This window comes from Micromonospora craterilacus (genome assembly GCF_003236315.1).
Lineage (GTDB): Bacteria > Actinomycetota > Actinomycetes > Mycobacteriales > Micromonosporaceae > Micromonospora > Micromonospora craterilacus.
In genome coordinates this window covers 1-417 of record NZ_POTY01000586.1, presented here as the reverse complement: position 1 = coordinate 417, position 417 = coordinate 1, and the positions used below count along the sequence as shown (strand labels likewise).

The following is a 417-nucleotide window of genomic DNA, read 5'->3' as shown; positions in this document are numbered from 1 at the left end:
CGGCTGGACCACCCCCACCCCCTAGCGTTTAGGGGGAGCGGGGGGCGGGAACCGCGCAAGCATGGAGCAGCAGGGCATCGATCAGCAGACGACCGTTTCGCGGGTCAACACCGGCATGCGGGTGGTCGACTCCGCCGGCGTCGACGTGGGCACGGTGGATCTCGTCCAGCGTGGCGACCCCAACGCGGTGACCGTGCAGGCACCGACCGCCGACCCCGGCAGCAGCCTGGACGAACTGATCGAGTCCGCAGCCGTGGAGGAGCCGGACGTCCCGGCGGACCTGGCCGCTCGGCTGCTGCGTACCGGCTACCTCAAGGTCTCCACCGACCTGGTCCCCACCGGCGCCGTCTACGTACTGGCCGACCAGATCGCCACCGTCGCCGACAACCAGGTCCTCCTCAACACCCCCGCCACCAC

General features: G+C 70.7%; 1 protein-coding gene. It reads left to right on the top strand.

All coding sequences use genetic code 11. The features are described from left to right. Window positions 1–76: 76 nt before the first annotated feature. Window positions 77–417: hypothetical protein (locus C1I95_RS34565; protein ID WP_199524062.1), on the top strand; the 341-nt coding region annotated here is incomplete at its 3' end.